Source organism: Planktothrix rubescens CCAP 1459/22 (assembly GCA_904830895.1).
Lineage (GTDB): Bacteria > Cyanobacteriota > Cyanobacteriia > Cyanobacteriales > Microcoleaceae > Planktothrix > Planktothrix agardhii.
Map to the genome: position 1 here is coordinate 2,765,640 of LR882958.1, position 14,848 is coordinate 2,780,487.

15 protein-coding genes are annotated in these 14,848 nt (G+C 38.0%); 10 read left to right on the plus strand and 5 right to left on the minus strand.

Annotation, left to right across the window (positions count from 1 at the left end):
- Window positions 1–91 precede the first annotated feature (91 nt).
- The gene (grrM, locus tag NMG86_RS12975) at window positions 92–1,267 is read left to right on the plus strand and encodes a cyclophane-forming radical SAM/SPASM peptide maturase GrrM/OscB (protein WP_026794056.1); all 1,176 of its coding nucleotides are present in this window, start codon (window positions 92–94) and stop codon (window positions 1,265–1,267) included.
- A gap of 113 nt (window positions 1,268–1,380) precedes the next feature.
- Here grrM and NMG86_RS12980 read toward each other — a convergent pair whose 3' ends face one another.
- Window positions 1,381–1,683, minus strand: a complete 303-nt coding sequence (locus tag NMG86_RS12980; RefSeq protein ID WP_026786602.1) for a hypothetical protein — start codon at window positions 1,681–1,683, stop codon at window positions 1,381–1,383.
- A 177-nt stretch (window positions 1,684–1,860) separates the two neighbouring features.
- Here NMG86_RS12980 and NMG86_RS12985 point away from each other — a divergent pair, with 177 nt between their 5' ends.
- On the plus strand, window positions 1,861–2,367 hold the full coding sequence (locus NMG86_RS12985; protein WP_036842334.1) for a hypothetical protein: 507 nt from the start codon (window positions 1,861–1,863) through the stop codon (window positions 2,365–2,367).
- A 28-nt stretch (window positions 2,368–2,395) separates the two neighbouring features.
- Here NMG86_RS12985 and NMG86_RS12990 read toward each other — a convergent pair whose 3' ends face one another.
- Window positions 2,396–3,064: a hypothetical protein gene (locus NMG86_RS12990; RefSeq protein ID WP_026794058.1), complete on the minus strand. Its 669-nt coding sequence runs from the start codon at window positions 3,062–3,064 to the stop codon at window positions 2,396–2,398.
- Window positions 3,065–3,206: 142 nt separating this feature from the next.
- Here NMG86_RS12990 and NMG86_RS12995 point away from each other — a divergent pair, with 142 nt between their 5' ends.
- From NMG86_RS12995 to NMG86_RS13015, 5 genes are all read left to right on the plus strand, one after another.
- Complete coding sequence (locus tag NMG86_RS12995; protein ID WP_026797802.1) at window positions 3,207–4,091, plus strand: ABC transporter permease; 885 nt, start codon at window positions 3,207–3,209, stop codon at window positions 4,089–4,091.
- 4 nt (window positions 4,092–4,095) lie between these two features.
- Window positions 4,096–4,965 carry an ABC transporter permease gene (locus NMG86_RS13000; RefSeq protein WP_043938630.1) on the plus strand — a complete coding sequence of 290 codons (870 nt, stop codon included), beginning with the start codon at window positions 4,096–4,098 and terminating at the stop codon, window positions 4,963–4,965.
- 97 nt (window positions 4,966–5,062) lie between these two features.
- On the plus strand, window positions 5,063–6,145 hold the full coding sequence (locus NMG86_RS13005; RefSeq protein ID WP_026797804.1) for an ABC transporter substrate-binding protein: 1,083 nt from the start codon (window positions 5,063–5,065) through the stop codon (window positions 6,143–6,145).
- A gap of 22 nt (window positions 6,146–6,167) precedes the next feature.
- Window positions 6,168–7,283 (plus strand): ABC transporter ATP-binding protein, encoded by a 1,116-nt coding sequence (locus NMG86_RS13010; RefSeq protein WP_026797805.1) that lies wholly within the window; start codon window positions 6,168–6,170, stop codon window positions 7,281–7,283.
- Between the two features lie 195 nt (window positions 7,284–7,478).
- Window positions 7,479–7,907 (plus strand): hypothetical protein, encoded by a 429-nt coding sequence (locus NMG86_RS13015; RefSeq protein ID WP_026786596.1) that lies wholly within the window; start codon window positions 7,479–7,481, stop codon window positions 7,905–7,907.
- A gap of 61 nt (window positions 7,908–7,968) precedes the next feature.
- On the opposite strand, the gene NMG86_RS13020 is transcribed toward NMG86_RS13015, so the two are convergent.
- Window positions 7,969–10,269 (minus strand): cation:proton antiporter domain-containing protein, encoded by a 2,301-nt coding sequence (locus NMG86_RS13020; RefSeq protein WP_026797806.1) that lies wholly within the window; start codon window positions 10,267–10,269, stop codon window positions 7,969–7,971.
- A gap of 144 nt (window positions 10,270–10,413) precedes the next feature.
- On the opposite strand from NMG86_RS13020, the gene NMG86_RS13025 reads away from it, so the two are divergent.
- The 3 genes from NMG86_RS13025 to NMG86_RS13035 all read left to right on the plus strand — a co-directional run bounded on the left by NMG86_RS13025 (window position 10,414) and on the right by NMG86_RS13035 (window position 12,604).
- Window positions 10,414–11,280: a M23 family metallopeptidase gene (locus NMG86_RS13025; RefSeq protein ID WP_043938627.1), complete on the plus strand. Its 867-nt coding sequence runs from the start codon at window positions 10,414–10,416 to the stop codon at window positions 11,278–11,280.
- Window positions 11,281–11,665: 385 nt separating this feature from the next.
- Window positions 11,666–11,827, plus strand: a complete 162-nt coding sequence (locus NMG86_RS13030) for a ribbon-helix-helix protein, CopG family (protein WP_141292963.1) — start codon at window positions 11,666–11,668, stop codon at window positions 11,825–11,827.
- 240 nt (window positions 11,828–12,067) lie between these two features.
- A complete protein-coding gene (locus NMG86_RS13035; RefSeq protein ID WP_026786593.1) occupies window positions 12,068–12,604 on the plus strand; it encodes a late competence development ComFB family protein in 537 nt (178 codons plus the stop codon).
- Between the two features lie 277 nt (window positions 12,605–12,881).
- Here the strand turns inward: NMG86_RS13035 and psb29 are convergent, their stop codons facing one another.
- Together psb29 and NMG86_RS13045 are read right to left on the minus strand one after the other, a co-directional pair.
- Window positions 12,882–13,580, minus strand: coding sequence for a photosystem II biogenesis protein Psp29 (gene psb29 / locus NMG86_RS13040; protein WP_026786592.1), 699 nt, complete (start codon window positions 13,578–13,580; stop codon window positions 12,882–12,884).
- Between the two features lie 86 nt (window positions 13,581–13,666).
- A complete protein-coding gene (locus NMG86_RS13045) occupies window positions 13,667–14,833 on the minus strand; it encodes an RNA-guided endonuclease InsQ/TnpB family protein (protein WP_026786591.1) in 1,167 nt (388 codons plus the stop codon).
- Between the last annotated feature and the right edge of the window lie 15 nt (window positions 14,834–14,848).

Genomic DNA, 14,848 nt, shown 5'->3' on the forward strand with positions numbered 1-14,848 from the left:
GATGTTATCATGTTTTAAAAAAGGCGTTGCGATTTCAGGCAGCGCTGATTTTTTTTAACCCTTTTAAATCTATTAAAATCTATTAAAATCAATGACAAATCCAACTTTATTAAATCCTAAAAAGATTGATCTTAGCAAATTTGGCCCGATTAATTTAGTCGTAATTCAAGGCACATCTTTTTGTAATCTCAATTGTGATTATTGTTATTTACCTAACCGAGACTTGAAAAATACCCTATCCTTAGATTTAATAGAACCTATCTTTAAAAATATCTTCACCTCTCCGTTTCTCGGTGATGAATTTACCGTTTGTTGGCACGCTGGAGAGCCTTTGGCGGTTCCGATTTCTTTTTATGAATCGGCATTTCAACTAATTCAAGAAGCCGATCAAAAATATAATCAAAAACAAGCAAAAATTTGGCATTCAGTTCAAACAAATGGCACATATATTAATCAAAAATGGTGTGATTTTATTCAAGAACATAATATTTGTGTTGGGGTGAGTTTAGATGGGCCGGAATTTATCCATGACGCCCATCGCCAAACCCGTAAGGGAACAGGAAGTCACGCCCAAACTATGCGAGGAATTTCTTTCTTACAAAAAAACGATATTCCTTTTTATGTGATTTCCGTTATTACTCAAGATTCGCTTAATTATGCCGATGAAATCTTTAATTTTTTCAGGGAAAATGGAATTTATGATGTGGGATTTAATTTAGAAGAAATTGAAGGTGTGAATCAATCATCTACCTTAGAAGAAATTGGCACACCGGAAAAATATCGTGCGTTTATGCAGCGTTTTTGGGAATTAACCTCAGAAGTGCAGGGAGAATTTAACCTTAGAGAATTTGAAGCTATTTGTGGTTTAATTTATTCTAATACCCGTTTGACCCAAACGGATATGAATAACCCTTTTGTTTTAATTAATATTGATTATCAAGGGAATTTTTCTACCTTTGACCCCGAATTATTATCGGTGAATATTGAACCTTATGGCAATTTTATTTTAGGAAATGTATTAAAAGATAGTTTTGAATCAGTTTGTGATACAGAAAAATTCCAGAAAATTTATGCAGATATGCAGGAAGGAATTAAATTATGTAGTGAAACCTGTGAATATTTTGGAGTTTGTGGGGGCGGTGCGGGAAGTAATAAATATTGGGAAAATGGAACTTTCGCCTGTAGTGAAACCATGGCCTGTCGTTATCGAATTAAAGTTGTAACCGATATTATTTTAGAGCAATTAGAAAACTCTTTAGGGTTATAGTTGAAAACTGTTAAGTTGTTAAGCATCTAAATTATTATAGTGCTACCCATTGGAAAACTTCTGATGTTGTTTTTAATTTCAGTTAACACCAGAAGTAATACAGTTTAGTCAAATTAAACCGTTAACTGACACTGAGGACAATTACATCCTCTAATTGGGCTGTTGCTGTGATCAGTTGTCCAGTTCGAGGCTAAGGTAGGAGAGATTTGATTGAGACTCAAAGATGGTTTAATGATGGTTTGAGAAGGAATTTGAGGGGTTAGAAATACAATTTTAGCGGGAATAATGGGCATAGATTGAGCAATTAACCTATGAGTCTGGCGAGAGGCGAATATCGGTTGTGTAAGTGTCAAAACCGAGATAATAAAAACACTCAATGCTAAAGTAAAAATCGGAAATTTTTTGAGCAATTGCATAGGGAAAATGATCACAATATTGTGTTTTAACCTGTTACCTATTTGGGCAAATTGGATCAGGATGATACATTGATTATAGAACAATTATCAATATTCTATCCTTAAATTGATAATTTAGCTTAAACTGGTTCACATCAACTGATCATAAATTTTGTAAAGATTAAAGGACAACGAATCATGAAAGCAACTGTATCCCGTTTGATCGTCTTAATACTTGCTATTGGTGAAGTGTTTACAAGTCTATCGGCGATCGCCTTAGCAGGTGGCCCTCCTCCTGGGAAACCCTCACGACCCCAAGCCGCCCCTGCAACTACCCAACCCAATTCTAACTCTAATTCAGAAAAAGATGATCTTCCCCCTAGATTTCCCTTACCCAGTGCGAGAGTTGGTGCTGTAAATGGAATAGTCACTATTAAGTTAATTAATAACAGTAATACACCCATTCAATATCAACTAATTGGAGGAACTCGTCAAGAATTATTAGCCAAAAATGCCACAATTCAAGTCCAAGGTTCACCCCCAATTACACTTACCTATCAACGCCAGGATGGAGGTTCTTTATTAGTCATACCTAAGCAAACTTCTCCTGGAGTTTTAGAAGTGCAATTTGAAGTCACAAACAATTTTAGTCTTGATACAAGATCCATGAATATTACAGAAGCAGGATCGGTATTTTTAAATTAATTTAGATTCGGCTACCGCACCTCTAAATTTAAGACTTTAAAATCTGTTGATTGACATCGGGATCTGGGGTAAAAATTGGGCTATTTTCATTGAAATAAATTTCCCGAATATCAGCAGGTAAACTTTCATCTAAGGTGCGATAGCCTCCTTTTAAGAGTTCTTTGACTTCATTCGGAGAAACCAACTCACCTTCAGCTTGTAAATAAGCAGAAATTCGAGTTTCACTCCAATGAAAGGTTTGTGCCATTACCAGAATTAACCTTAATAAAGGTTCCATTCTATCTAACACTAATCCGACATAACACCACAGAGGAGGAGGCGCTGCTGATAAAGAATATTGGATAGATTCCACAGGAGGTAACTCCCCTTGATTAATACAAACTGCGGTAACATTAATTAACCAATTTTGTAGGGTATTTCCCCCCTCTGTGCTGTCTTGTTCTCTTAAATTTAACGGACGCATTTCATAAAAAATATGTCGCCAGGTTTGAGAGAATAAATAATCCGCTTGTACAGGCGATCGCACTGAATGACGAATTAAAGTATAGACAATTAAACCGTAACGGCAGAAAATAGCAACAAAGTATTTCCCCTGATCAGGATAATTCTGAAACAGAGTTAACAATTCCTGGTCTTTATGATGAAATAGGGATTTGACCAGTGGATGACCAGATTCGGGTATTTGAAGCGTTTGCACGGCAACTCACAGCAAATTTTAGCTGGATAGTGTTTTCCGGTTGCATCATAGCTGATCTTGGAGCTAAAATCAACTCTTGAACCTTTATTCGTCATTTGTTGAGGTTATAACCGATTTAATTCAATATTATTGATTTTAATTTATGGATTTTTTACTCAAAAAACAGTCCCCTTCCACCCTAGAAACTCGAAAGACCAGAAACCTATTGATCCTATTACTTCCTGCTACAATTTGGTTACTAATTTTCTTTATTATTCCTCTGATTATTGTCTTAGTTTATAGTTTTTTAGAACGAGGAACCTATGGGGGAGTTACCTGGGAATTTACCTTAAAAAATTATCAACGATTAGTCAATGATTTATACCTGAATATTTTTTGGCGATCGCTAGGACTTGCCTCCTTAACCACCTTAATTTGTTTAATTATTGGTTATCCCTTAGCCTTTTTTATTGCCACTTCTTCGACCCGTTGGCGAAACCTGTTATTATTTTTAGTGATTATTCCTTTCTGGACAAACTTTCTAGTTAGAACCTATGCGTGGATAATTATTCTTCGTTCTGAAGGAATGATTAATACCATTTTACAAAGTTTAAGTTTAATTCAAGAACCTCTGAATTTACTTTTTACTCCCTTTGCCGTTATTGTTGGTTTAATTTATGGTTATTTACCCTTTATGATCCTACCATTATATGCTACCATTGAACGATTAAACTTTTCTTTAGTTGAAGCGGCTCAAGATTTGGGTGCAAACCATATTAGAACGTTTTTTAGAATTATTTTACCCCTAACTTTACCCGGAATTATCGCCGGATCTATTCTGGTTTTTATCCCGGCTTTAGGTGCATTTATTACCCCGGATATTCTAGGAGGCGCAAAAACAGTTATGGTTGGAAATTTAATTCAAAATCAATTTTTACAAGCCCGAGATTGGCCCTTTGGCTCGGCTTTATCAATGGGATTAATGGTATTAGTATTAATTCCTGTTATGATTTATTTTAGAAGTTCTAACACAGATAATTTATCTTAAAACTATGAATATTAAAACCCTAGATAATTTTATTCATACTTGGGGGGAAACCGGATTAAAAATACAGGCTACCCTAGTCTTTTCGTTTCTTTATTTACCGATTTTAATTTTAATCATTTATTCCTTTAATGACTCTCGATTTAATTCAAATTGGACAGGATTTACGTTAAAATGGTATCAAAAGTTATTCAGTGGCTTAACAGAAAGTACCGCCGATATTTCTACCCAAAGTCTCTGGAATTCCTTACAAAATAGTTTAATTATTGCGATCGCTTCCACCTTAATAGCCTCCATTTTAGGAACAATGGTAGCCTTAGCTTTAGAGCGCTTTCGATTTCCAGGATCTAAATTATTAGAAGCATTATTATTATTACCAATTATTATTCCTGAAATTACATTAGGCGTTTCCCTATTAGTCTTTTTTACCTTAGTTTTTAGAATCCTAGAAAATCTTACCGGAATTCACTTGACTTTAGGCTTACCATCGGTAATTATTAGTCATGCCACCTTTAGTATTGCCTTCATTACTATTACGGTTAGGGCGCGTTTATCCGACTTAGATCCAGCTTTAGAAGAAGCAGCATTAGATTTAGGAGCTAATGAATGGAAAACCTTTTGGCGAATTACCTTTCCCTTAATTTTCCCCGCTATTTTAAGTGGTGCATTATTAGCTTTTACAATCTCCTTGGATGATTTTGTTGTCACCTTTTTTACAACTGGAGTAGGTGCAACTACCCTACCTTTATTTGTATATGGAATGATTAAATTATCCGTCAGTCCAGTTATTAATGCGATTTCAACTTTAATGTTACTAGCTTCTCTTTTTTTGGTAATATCATCTTTGAAATTACAAGATGGAGTTAAGGTAAAATAGTAAGGGAGGATACTTGCACTGCTTGTATTTATACCGATTAAGTTTAAAATAAATCAATCCATAACTCACCCTAAACGTTGATATTAATTTATAGAACATGAAACGAATTTTAACCTTAATTCTGCTATTTTGTTTGGGTGTATTTTTACCCTTTGGCTGCACAGCTAATCAGTCCAGCACACCCCCGACTGCGCCTACAGCAAATGTTCTCAATATTTATAACTGGTCAACCTATATTGACCCAGAAGTTATTAAAGCCTTTGAACAAAAATATCAAGTTAAAGTTAATTATGATACTTATGATAGTGCCGAAAGTCTTTATGCTAAATTAAAAGCCGGAAACCCCGGTTATGATGTGGCATTTCCCCCTGACTATATGGTTAAAATTATGGTAAAAGAGCAAATGTTAGAAGAATTAGATTCGGCTAATATTGCTAATATTAAAAATGTCGAACCTAAATTTTTAAATCCTCCTTATGATCCAGGAAACAAATATAGTATTCCCTATCAATGGATCACGTTAGGAATTGGCTATAATCTTAAAAAAACCGGAGAAGAAATTAACAGTTGGTCAGCCTTAATTGATCCCAAATATAAAGGTAAAGTTGCTTTATTAGATGATATGCGCCATACGATGGGAGCAGTTTTAATATATTTGGGATATAGTCCCAATACAAAAAACCCCGAAGAAATCAAAAAAGCCCAAGATTTCCTAATTAAAAATAAAGATAATATTGCCGCTTTTGCCCCCGATACAGGTCAACAATTATTAAATCAAGGAGAAGTTAATTTAACCATGGAATATAGTGGCGATATTTTTCAAGTTATGAAAGAAAATCCCGATTTGCGATATGTTATTCCCAAAGAGGGAAGTATTATTGGGATGGATAATATGGTTATTCCCAAAGGCGCACCCAATAAAAAACTCGCTGAAACCTTTATTAACTTTATTTTGGAACCAGAAAATAGTGCTAAAATCTCTAATTTCATTGATTATGCTTCCCCCAATAAAGTTGCTATTGATCAAAAATTAATTGACGCTGAAAACTTAAAAAATCCTGGGATTTATCCTCCCCCAGAAGTTTTTGAAAAGCTCCAATATCTCCAAGATGTAGGAGAAGCCACCCAATTATATGATCAAGCTTGGACGGAAGTTAAAGCGGGTGTGGGGAATGGGTAATAGGTAATGGGTAATGGGTAACATGAATGCTGCTGTTGAATTATTGAACGTTTCTAAATTATTTAAGGGATTAAATAGCAAGGATTTCTTAGCTGTTAATCAACTTAATTTGCAAATCAAAACCGGAGAATTTTTCTCCTTATTAGGGCCATCTGGTTGTGGAAAAACCACAACATTAAGAATGATTGCTGGATTTGAATATCCCACTTCAGGGGAAATTTTAATTCATCAACAACCGATGAAAAATAGTCCTCCCTTTCATCGTCCAGTTAATACCGTCTTTCAAAATTATGCCTTATTTCCCCATTTAACCATCGCGGAAAATATAGCTTTTGGACTAGAAATGGAAAATTTGCCCCGTCCCCAAATTAAAAGTAGAGTTTTAGAAGCATTATCGTTAGTTAAATTAACCGATTTTCAAACTCGTTATCCCCGTCAACTATCCGGTGGACAACAACAACGAGTCGCTTTAGCTAGAGCATTAGTTAAACAACCAAAAGTATTATTATTTGATGAACCTTTGGGGGCTTTAGATTTAAAATTGCGAAAAGAAATGCAGTTAGAACTCAAAAAAATGCAGCAACTATTAGGGATTACTTTTGTTTACGTTACTCATGATCAAGAAGAAGCTCTAACCCTATCTGATCGAATTGGAATTATGAATCATGGAGAATTATTACAAGTAGGAAACCCGATGGAAATTTATGAATATCCTCAGACTAAATTCGTTGCTGATTTTATTGGAGAAACTAACTTTTTCACGGCAAAAGTAACCGAAACCAAAGCACAACAAATTACTGCTTTAATTGATGAACAAATCCAGATTTATTTGACAGTATCTCAACCGATTATACTAGGACAAATAATTAATTTAGTCATTCGTCCTGAGAAAGTAACTATCTATCCTAAGACCCATGAAAATTTAGGAAATTATCAAAATGTACAAACCTGGGAAGGAACAATAGAAGAATCTGTTTATCTGGGAACAGATACCCGTTATGGAGTGCGTTTAACTGATAAAATTATAATGATTATTCGCCTACAAAATTGGCATCAAGATCAGTTACAACAATTTAAAATTGGCGACCGAGTTAACATAGTTATTTCACCGAATAGTATTAGGATAATTGACAATTAAAAACTCAATTATGATAGATTTCACTCTTACAATATATTTGAAAATAAAAAAACGCCCATCCTAGTGGGCGCTGAATCCGGGTGCAATACTATCAATATTCTAATATGTTATTATAGTTGATTAGAACCATATCGGATCAGGATTTTTAATAAAAATTAACAATAATATTCTCTAAAATTTTTAATTGTTACTCCCATGACTCCAACATTAATCGGACGCTGGCAAACTCGTCTATTCTTATTTGCAACCATTGGTGTTTTAGTAACCTTAGCCTTTTTGGGGCTAAAAATTGGTGATCAACCCCGATCAATTTACTTTTGGGTTTTAGGATATATTACCTGTTTTGGCTTTTTTTGGGACATTCTCTATATCAAAATCCAACAATTTCGCTGGGATCGAGATTGGCCAGGTGCTTTTCAACTATTAGCCGGAATTTGGGAAGCCTTATTTCTAGTAACTCTGATCAAAACAATTAGTTTACCCGGTCTTTCTGCATCAGAATTTAATTTAGGAATATTTATTTCCCACTATAGTTGTGTGTGGATTGCTATTTTTATTACTTCCCAAAGTGTGATGAGAATTTTATTTCCTTACTGGCGTTTTCGAGGGGGACAATTATTTTAAGTTTAGGGTGTATGAGATCTTCTCCCCTACACCCCTTTCAATATCTTAAAATACCCGCCGATCAACCTTCAACTATCTCAATTTCCTTTAAAATTTTCAGAGGAGGAATATTAATTGGAATCATTTCTCTCCGGGCTTGGTTTAAATCATGAAAACTCCCACATAATAATAGGCGATCGCCCGCTTCTAAATCCAAACTTCGATTCGGCCAGCGATAAAATTTATCCTCCCGACGTAGGGCTTGAACTTGTACCCCAAACCGATTTGCTAAATCTAATTTAGATAAAGATTTACCGATCACCTGACTATTTTCTGGAATATTTAACCATTGACAAGAAATACTTTCCGCCGGAATTGTGACTTCCCCTTTCGCCAATTGATCCAAAGTTTCTAAAGCGGCGGCTTCCCCCACCACCAATAACTTATCATCTTTTTCCAAACGAACTTGACCATCGGGATAATCAATTTCTTCTCCCGTAAAGCGTCGAATAGCCATGATACTAATTCCCGTCATCGGACGGATATTGCTTTCTTCCAAAGTCATTCCCATCAAAGGAGAATTAGTAGGTAAAGCATACCATTTACTATTCATTTCTTGGGTAGCTTGCTGTAAATCTCGCGCCACTTCTTGAGCCGATTGTTTTGGACGAAAATCCGAATACTGACTTTGACGAATTTTCTGCATTTCCTGTTGAATTTTATCCCCTCCTAACCCCATTTTTGTTAAGACATGATTTGATAATTCTAAACTGGCTTCAAATTCGGGTTGTACTACTTCTTTCGCCCCTAATTGATATAGTAACTCAATGTCCTTATCCCGATCTGCGATCACAATTACATCTAAATTAGGCGAAAATTCCAATGATCTTTTTAAGCATAATCGGGTACTCATGGGGTCAGGAAGGGCGATCGCCATGGATGCCGCCCGATCCACCCCAGCGGCTTCTAAAACGTGCAAACTAGCTGCATTTCCATATAAATAAGGAATCTGATTATTTCTTAATTCCTGTACGGTTTTTTCCGATTGATCTATGACAATAACCGCATAATTATGACTTTGTAAAAGTTGAACTAAATTACGACCAACCCGACCATATCCACAGACAATAATATGGTTTTGTTGCGGTAAATCTTCAGAAATATTCGTGATTTTTTGACTATTTTCTAAAAGATTAGATAAATCCCATTTTTCCTCAATCCAATCTAATAATTTCGGGGCAAATTGCAAAATAAAAGGGGTAATTATTAAGGTTAAAGCCGTTGTCCCCACAATTAATAAATAAACCCGTCGAGAAACTAACCCTAATCCTTGTCCAGCACTGGCTAAAACAAAAGAAAATTCTCCAATTTGAGCTAATCCTAATCCGGTGATAATTGAAGTTCGCCAAGAATAGCCAAATAATTTAACTATCGGAATAATAATTAAGGTTTTTCCGGCGACAATTAGTAACATTAAACCAATAATTAGTTCTAAATGTTCCCAGAGAAAGATCGGATCAATTAACATCCCTACCGCCACAAAAAATAAAGCAGCAAAAATATCCCTGATCGGTTCAACATAGGTTAAGGTTTGATCGGCATATTCCACTTCAGAAATCATTAACCCAGCTACAAAAGCCCCCATTTCAATTGAAAAACCTAAATGTTCAGTTAACAGTGCAATTCCCAAACATAAGGCGACAACCCCTAATAAAAATAGTTCTTTACTTTCGGTTTTTGCTAAAAATTGTAATAACTTAGGAATTACCCAAATTCCTGCAATAACTGCCCCTAATGCAAATAATCCAATTAATAAAAGCGATCGCCCTACCGCTTCAAAAATCACCCCGCCTTCAGGTTGATTTAAAGCAGGTAATACCGCCAACATTAAGCCCAAGGCTAAATCCTGTACGACTAAAATTCCTAACATGATCTGTCCTTGAGGACTCGCCATTTCATTGCGTTCCATCAAACATTTCAGGACAACAGCCGTTGAAGATAGGGATAAAATTGCTCCTAAAAATATGCCTTGAATTGGAGAAGTATCCCAACCTAAAATCCCCATAGTTAGGGCGGTAATTAATATCGTAAAGACAATTTGTAATCCACCGCCTCCTAAACTAATCCCTTGGACTTTTTTTAACTCAGCAAAAGAAAATTCTACCCCTAAAGCAAATAGCAGAAACGCCACTCCAAATTGGGCTAGGGTTTCAACTTGAATTAACTCTTTAATCACTCCTAATCCACCGGGGCCAACAATGATCCCCCCAATCAAATATCCTAAAATCGCAGGTTGTCGCAGTAAAGAGGCTAAAAGTCCCCCAATAGTTGCAGCGGCAAGGACAAGAACTAAATCTACAATTAAACGAAAGTCTTCGGGCATCGGTTGATTTTAAACTAAACTATTTAATGTAACAGACTGTTACTAATTCTCAGGATAATAAAATTATAGAGATTCTGGCGTAAGTTCCAAGATTTTCCTGCGGTATTTTAAGATTAATCACCAGTCAACCTTAGAGAGATCAAGATGAGAATAAGAGTCCCTGAGTGGATAAAATCCTTGGTTTTAGCCCTGATCACTGTTGGGGTGGTTCTTACCGCGCCAGGAATGGCTGCCCAGGTACGGGTAAATCCTACCTCCCCGGAGTTGGGGAATACCTTGTCTGTGGTCTTGGAGTCCCCCACTTCCGCGACGCCGAAGGTAACTTGGCAGGGCAAAACCTACCCGATGTTTGCCATTGGGCCAAACCGTGTGCGGGCTTTATTACCGACGACACCTTTGGATCAGCCAGGGGCTAAACCCTTACAAATTAATGATGGGACACAGCTACAAAACTTAACGGTACAGTTGCGCGATCGCTCCTTTCCTACCCAGTCCATTTGGCTACCTCCCGATAAAGAAGAACTCAACGGCACGGATAAGGAATTTGATCGGGTGGATGCGTTTAAGGCCTTGGTGACTCCCGAAAAATACTGGAAAGGCCCATTTTTACGTCCCAATGCCGGAGAAATTACTACCATTTATGGCGTGCGTCGCTACTACAATGGCGAGTTTGCCAAAGACTATTACCATCGCGGCGTAGATTATGGTGGGGAAACGGGATCGGCGGTGGTGGCTCCAGCAGCCGGACGAGTGGCCTTAGTGGGACGAGAATCTGACGGATTTGAAATTCATGGCAATGTTATTGGTTTGGATCATGGTCAGGGGGTGGCGGGTATTTTCATGCACCTGAGCCGGATTGATGTTAAGGAAGGGGATTTTGTCCAACCGGGTCAAGTGATTGGGGCGGTGGGGGCAACGGGAGCATCAACTGGGCCGCACCTGCATTGGGGTCTCTATGTCCAGGGCAAAGCGGTTGATCCGGTTCCCTGGCGCTATGCAGCCATTGATTAAGACGATCAATTCCCCTAAATTTACAGAGAAATAGCTACTCTTGACACTCCCACGGGTGAACCGCGTGGGATTCTCCTGTCTAGCCCCAATTGCTCGGTATTCATGGAGTTGCCCCCTACTGTTTCCAGAATTGCTTCACAGCAATATTAGAGGAGAGTACGAGACTCTGAGGAATGCCAAGTACCTCGTCCCAATTGACGGCTACGACTATTACAGTCTTTGGCTCTGCCAAGATTTTTCGGAGCTTTCTGTAGTCAACAGGGATAATCACAGTGGTTGCCTTTTTCTCGCCATTGACAACTTGTTTTTAAGGAGGTCAGAACATCTGACCAGATAAGCGAGGAACATCCTTGCTATACTCTGATAATAGAGTCTTAAATAGAGTATGTCAAGGGAAAAGAAAATTCAGTTTAATGTTAACGAGAAAGAATATGAACGTCTCAAAAGTCATGCTGAATCAGAAGGATTATCAATGGCTGAAGTTCTTAGGGATTACATTAAAACCCTCACACCCCCTAAAGGGGGTCGCACTACATCCCACGACTGAAGTGCGTGGGCTTTGTGCGAGGTTGTTGTAAGTATGGTATTCTTAGGGGGTGTGTCAAAAACTGTAAACTGATTCTGGCTTGGTTTAGGCTAATTCCCTAAGTATTTTAAAATTTAGGAGACTCTCGTTTTCCCTATTTATGCGGTAAATTCCAGTAGTGAAGATACCAAAAAGCTTTTTTTAGGGAATATTGAGGCGCATAGCAGTTAAAAAAACAATGATGCGAAGTGCAACAGCATTATGAGTATTGAAAAGATTGTTGAGCAAGCGTTAGGAGACGGGTATCTGACCCCCTCGATGGAGGCAGAGGTTGGACGAATTTGTAACACCGCTTCAGAACTGTCCATTGAAGAATATATGGCTTTGGATCGGTTGATGGGTGCTTTGTTAACGGGTGAAGTCGTTGTTTTACCCCGCAAGCAATTTATTAATGTCATGGAGGAATTAGTCCTGAGCGAAGCGATCGCTAAGGTGGCAGAAATCGAAGAAAACAGTGATCAAACCCTAGATGTCGGAGATATTGCTGCCTATGCCTTAAACCGTCTTCCTCCCCTTTATGCGACTACCGAAGAAGGGGCGCAATTCCAACGTTCAAGGGCAAAAGAAGAACTGCAAGTCCTGATTTCTGGCCAAATTAAAGCGGCGATTGAACGGAACCTCAACCGGGTTGCCCAAAATCAAACCGTTTTCGGTAAGGCTGGTGGCGACACGGTATTAACCCAAGTGAGTGCCTTGTTACAAACCTATGCCCAAAACTACGAACGCACCAGCAATTAAAGCCGTAGATTAAGACTCCCCCGCTTACCTTCTGGGTACAGAGCAGGGGAGTCCTATTTTTACCCCATTCACAGAGGCTATAAATCTCAGCGCAATTCAGTCTATATAGCAGGGAACACCGGAACAGCCCCCCAAACCCCCCGTGCACGCAGGGCTAGGGGGGAAGGGAACACCGGGGGAAAATACTTCACCGTCTGGGTTCCAAGATCCGTCTGGTGTCCTAACTGCCTTGGCGGTTGCTATATCTTGCTGTAAGGGCTGTAAAATCTGGAAGATATCAGGTATCTTGTTGGGAAGTCCCGACGGCTTGATTGGCACGATTCTCCCGTTTCTTGCGTTCGGCTTGGGTCATTTCTTCCATCATGATCCGAGCTTGGGCGAGTTTTTCCAGATTGCTGCGATAGAGATCTAAATCCTTGAGCAGTTTGTCTTGGGGTAAGTTTAGGACTTCGGCCAGTTGACCTAAGATTTCTTCCCTGGTCGCCTTGTCCTGAATGCTTTTGGGATCAGCCTGTTCTAAAATGGTAAATAAACCAATGGCAAATAAACGACTGTATTTGAACTTGGAATTATTGATAATCCGTTGAAAATGCCCTTGTAACTCCTGATCTGACCCCCCATCATTAGGAGATTTTAAACTGGCAATTAAGTCTTTAATTGATAGATTTTGGGCCAATGCCTGTAAGCGTTCAGCATCACCCCGATACCGTTGGGGGTCATCTTGTTCAGCTTTGATCAGAGCATGATAAATCGATTCTTGATCAGATAAGGGATCATACCCCTGCATGAAGCGATCAAAAGCCGTTACAACACCCAGGGCATAAATGGGGTCATAGCTAAAATCAACATTGACCGAGAGCAAGTGCATTTCCACCATCAACTCCTCAACCACACGACGATAGATCGAGTTGATAGGGCGAGTATGTAGACTGTAAAAAGTGCGCTTTGTATCTGAAACCGTGCGGATGTTGTTCACAAGCCAATCTTAAAAGGGACTGAATATTATTCTAATTTTTGGCGGTCGGATTTTAACGCTTTCCGATCCAAAAAAGCTAACAAATGCTAACTATTGTCCGCTTTTTCTTCCTGTTTCCACCTGGAAGTGTCGGCACTATCCAGTCCACAGGCTAACACGACTAATCTAGCCGCTTCTTGTTTTAAATTAATAGCAGCATTCAAATCTCTATCACACTCAAAACCGCAGTTATTACACTGGAACACTCTTTGAGACAGTGACAGAGATAATTTTTTCTCACCACAACTAGAGCAAGTTTTACTACTGGGATAAAATCTATCCACAATCACTAACTTACTACCATATAGTTGAGTTTTATATTCTAACTGCCGACGGAACTCATAAAAGCCCATGTCAGCTATAGCTTTAGACAACTTACCGTTAGCTAACATTCCTGATACATTCAAATCTTCTATCCCTATAACTGCGTGGTTTTTGCTGATATAAGTGGTGATTTTATGTAATGTATCTTTCCTAATGTTGGCTATTTTTTGGTGTAGTCTCGCTATTTTTATTTGGGCTTTTCTGGAATTATTTGAACCGACTTGTTTGTGCCGATTCAAGTATTGCATTCTTGCTAACTTGTGTTCATACTTTTTATAACTTTTTGCTCCATCAAATACTTCTATTGTTGATAATGTGGCTAAATGATTTATTCCTAAGTCAACTCCGACAAACTCTTGTTTTTTAGGGGTTTGACTGGTTTCTACTTCTATTTTCCAAGAAATAAACCACTTGTCAGCTTGTTTACTGATTGTGACTGATTTGGGTTTATATCCAAACGGTAAAAGTTCATAGGTCTTTATCCATCCAATTATCGGAACTTTTACTTTTCTATGGTCAATATGAACTGCACCATCTAATGTAAAAGAATCATGTCTACCTTTTTTCTTGAAGTTGGGAAATCCTTTAACTTTTTTGAAAAAAGATTGAAAGGCATCTGACAAATATCTTAATGCGTACTGAGGAGCGCATTTAGATACATCATAATACCAAGGATGGATAGATTTAACTGCTGCTACTAACCATTTATGTAAGTCTATGGCTGTGGGAAATTTGATTTTGTCATCAGGATTAAGTTTATTATGTATGAGAACCTGTTCACATAATCCTAAACCTTGATTCCAAGCGTGTCTGGCTACTCCTGCGTGTTGCGCCAGTAGTAGACGTTGTTGCTTGTTGACCTTCAATTGAGTCTTGAATCCTAGTAGCATGATTAGATTTTACAC

Excerpts from the sequence above, each read along its gene's own strand:
- NMG86_RS13015 (WP_026786596.1), top strand. The coding sequence starts at position 7,479 with ATGACTCCAACATTAATCGGACGCTGGCAAACTCGTCTATTCTTATTT.
- NMG86_RS12980 (WP_026786602.1), bottom strand. The coding sequence starts at position 1,683 with ATGCAATTGCTCAAAAAATTTCCGATTTTTACTTTAGCATTGAGTGTT.
- NMG86_RS13020 (WP_026797806.1), bottom strand. The coding sequence starts at position 10,269 with ATGCCCGAAGACTTTCGTTTAATTGTAGATTTAGTTCTTGTCCTTGCC.
- NMG86_RS13010 (WP_026797805.1), top strand. The coding sequence starts at position 6,168 with ATGAATGCTGCTGTTGAATTATTGAACGTTTCTAAATTATTTAAGGGA.
- NMG86_RS13025 (WP_043938627.1), top strand. The coding sequence starts at position 10,414 with ATGAGAATAAGAGTCCCTGAGTGGATAAAATCCTTGGTTTTAGCCCTG.
- NMG86_RS13000 (WP_043938630.1), top strand. The coding sequence starts at position 4,096 with ATGAATATTAAAACCCTAGATAATTTTATTCATACTTGGGGGGAAACC.
- NMG86_RS13035 (WP_026786593.1), top strand. The coding sequence starts at position 12,068 with ATGAGTATTGAAAAGATTGTTGAGCAAGCGTTAGGAGACGGGTATCTG.
- NMG86_RS13045 (WP_026786591.1), bottom strand. The coding sequence starts at position 14,833 with ATGCTACTAGGATTCAAGACTCAATTGAAGGTCAACAAGCAACAACGT.
- NMG86_RS13030 (WP_141292963.1), top strand. The coding sequence starts at position 11,666 with ATGTCAAGGGAAAAGAAAATTCAGTTTAATGTTAACGAGAAAGAATAT.
- NMG86_RS13005 (WP_026797804.1), top strand. The coding sequence starts at position 5,063 with ATGAAACGAATTTTAACCTTAATTCTGCTATTTTGTTTGGGTGTATTT.
- NMG86_RS12985 (WP_036842334.1), top strand. The coding sequence starts at position 1,861 with ATGAAAGCAACTGTATCCCGTTTGATCGTCTTAATACTTGCTATTGGT.
- NMG86_RS12995 (WP_026797802.1), top strand. The coding sequence starts at position 3,207 with ATGGATTTTTTACTCAAAAAACAGTCCCCTTCCACCCTAGAAACTCGA.
- grrM (WP_026794056.1), top strand. The coding sequence starts at position 92 with ATGACAAATCCAACTTTATTAAATCCTAAAAAGATTGATCTTAGCAAA.